The sequence below is a fragment of the Sutterella parvirubra YIT 11816 genome, assembly GCF_000250875.1.
GTDB classification, from domain to species: Bacteria; Pseudomonadota; Gammaproteobacteria; order Burkholderiales; family Burkholderiaceae_F; genus Sutterella; species Sutterella parvirubra.
This window is the reverse complement of sequence record NZ_JH604955.1, coordinates 10801-13381: the sequence shown is the minus strand read 5'-3', so window position 1 is coordinate 13381 and position 2581 is coordinate 10801. Positions and strand designations below refer to the sequence as shown.

The 2581-nt window shown below is 65.6% G+C and carries 4 protein-coding genes; all 4 read left to right on the top strand.

What is annotated here, in order from left to right; genetic code table 11:
* The coding region (locus tag HMPREF9440_RS05195) for an ATP-binding protein (protein WP_216586061.1) at nt 1-458 on the top strand (458 nt) is incomplete at its 5' end.
* Between the two features lie 73 nt (nt 459-531).
* Nucleotides 532-1074, top strand: a complete 543-nt coding sequence (locus tag HMPREF9440_RS05190; RefSeq protein WP_148516426.1) for a DNA polymerase III subunit delta — start codon at nt 532-534, stop codon at nt 1072-1074.
* An 808-nt stretch (nt 1075-1882) separates the two neighbouring features.
* Nucleotides 1883-2098: a hypothetical protein gene (locus HMPREF9440_RS05185; RefSeq protein ID WP_008542161.1), complete on the top strand. Its 216-nt coding sequence runs from the start codon at nt 1883-1885 to the stop codon at nt 2096-2098.
* A partial coding sequence (locus tag HMPREF9440_RS05180) for a hypothetical protein (RefSeq protein ID WP_008542159.1) occupies nt 2095-2581 on the top strand: 487 nt, incomplete at its 3' end. The genes HMPREF9440_RS05185 and HMPREF9440_RS05180, both read left to right, overlap by 4 nt.

Below are 2581 nucleotides of genomic sequence, written 5' to 3'. Positions count from 1 at the left end.
GCACGGCACCCATGTCCGACGACAATCTTCCCTTCCTCTACGGAAGGCCCGTCCGCGGCGAGCACTTCACGGGCCGCGAAGCGGAGACCGAACGTCTTCGCCGAAATCTTCTGGAAGGCGTCCACACCGTCCTCACCGCACCGAGAAGACTCGGCAAAACCTCGCTCGTCGGTAAAGTCCTTGGGTCCATCACCGCAGATCCTTCGATCCGCGTTGCGAAGTTCAGCGCGCTCGGCTGCCGCACCCCATCCGAATTCCTGGAGGCCTACGCCTCCGCCGTCACCCGGGCGGCTCCCGATGCGATCTATCCAGATGCGCCGCTCCCATTCGACGCCGGGGCGAACGTAGACGACGTTTTGAATCTCCCCGAAGCCCTCGCAGCCCGAGAGGGCTTCCGCATGGTCGTCTTCATCGACGAATGCCAACGCCGCCCTTCCGGACGCACCGGACTTCCTTGAACGCCTGCGCACGGCGTGGTGCGGCCACAAGCACGCGTCCTACTGCCTTGTCGGCACGTCGGCCATGGAAGCCATGTTTCGGGACGCTGACCGCACCTTCCATGGGTTCGGCGACGTCATCCGCCTTCAGCCGATTCCCAAGGAGCAATGGGTCCGATTCATCGTCGGACGCTTCGACGCGACGGGAAAGCGCATATCGGAGGCGCACGCCGCGGAGATTGCAGAGAGCGTGCGTCGGGTGTCGGGCTGCGTTCAGCATCTGGCGGCGTACGCCTGGGCTTTCACCGACGGCACCGTCACCGACGGCGACATCGAAAACGCGAAGGAATACCTCATCAGCACCTACCGCACGAACTTCCGCGTGATGACCGCGGGACTCTCCGCCCGGCAGAGAAATCTGCTCCTCGCCGTTGCCGACGGGACGGGCGGAGGCTGCTCCGATCAGAGGACCATCTGCAGGTACCGGCTCGGTCCCTCCTCGACGGTTGCACGATCCAAGGCCGCCCTTCTCGGGAAGGACCTCCTCCTGCTTCGCCCCGACGGCTCGCTCGGCGTCGCCGATCCGTTGTTGGAGATGTGGCTGAAGACGGAGTACCGCCCAACCGTCAACCTTTGAGGCGGAGGCCCGTCGGGCGTCCCGAGGCGGTTCCGACGCCCATAAAAACATCGCCGCGCTCTCCAAAGAAGAACGCGGCGAAGGCAGTATCCACCTACGGCACATCTCTTCGGCCGAAAGCGAACTTCGCCGAAGAGTTACTACGTCGGCAATCATACGCCTTCTTCCGCTTGAGCGGTGAAGCTTCGGTTAAGTCGGCCGCCCGGCTTCCCATGTCTCTGCCGCGGCCGGTTGAGTCCGGCGCCGAGCACCGGGACGAACGCACGCACCAAAAAGCATCGCCGCGGCCCGGTGAAGGGACGCGGCGACGGCAGAATCCTCGCCTTGACGCGGAGGCACGACAATCCGGCCGAAGGCGAACCACGGCCGGAGAGTTCCTGCAAGGACAGATTGTACGTCACCCCGGTGCCCCCTGTCGGCCGGGCGATTTCCCGAACCGGGGCCGGAAAGTCGCAAAAAAGCGATAAGAACCGCGCCCAAAACTGCGACAAAGCCCGGCCTTGGGCCAACTATGATGAAGCGGTCACGCCCCGGATCCCGCCATGGAAGAAGTCACTTCGCACTGCTCATCACGTCCATACGACTCGTCCGAACTCATCCGAAGAGATGCCGACCTTGAGAAGCTCACCGGCAGGATGAAGGCCGGCAGGCCGACCGCGGTCCTCGGGCCCGACGGCTTCGGCAAGACGACGCTCAAGCTCATGCTGGCGCAGACGCTCCGGCAGATGGGCTCGACCCTCGTCGTCTCCTTCGACTCTCCCGCCCGCCTCGACGAGGGACGCTTCTCAACACCTTCGCCACGGCCGTCATGCGCGTGCTCCCGGAAGCGGAGCGCACCGATGCGCTGCGCCGCCGGCTGGGGGCCTGGTCGCCCAACATCCGGCTCGGGGACGGCGGTCCGGACGACTTCCGGATCCTGCTCGGCACCGACCGCTTCGCGCGGGCCCGCGGAGAGCTCGCGCCCTTCGGAAGGCCGTCTTCGAGCTACCCGAGGTCTTGGCGCACGAGCGCGGCGCCCGGATGATGATCTGCATCGACCGGGTCGAGTCGCTCGCCGGCTGCCTGGGTACGGGCGAAAACGACCATCGTGCGGTTTTGAACGCGATGACAGCGGTCCTGCGCCGACAGAAGTCCGTCGGTTGGGCCTTCTTCGGAAACCTTCGGAGTCAACCGCTCTTCGATGAGGAGGGGTCCTTTCACGGCGCCGTCGTCCACACGGCGCTCACGCCCATCAGCGGGGAGGAATGGACGCGGCACCTCGTCGCGCGCCTTGCCGCCAAGGGGAAGTCCATTTCGCCCGTACTCGCCGGGCGCATCGCGGATCTCAACGAAGGAAACCCCGTCTCGATCGCCCTCTTCGTGCGCCACCTCGCCCTCGTCTCGCCCGAGGTCGTCGAGGAGCACGACCTGCTCGAAGCCGAAAAGTTCCTGCGCACCGCACTGAGCCGCTCGTGGTCCGACCGGCTCGCCTCGCTCACGCGCCGGCAGATGAACCTTCTTCAGGCCG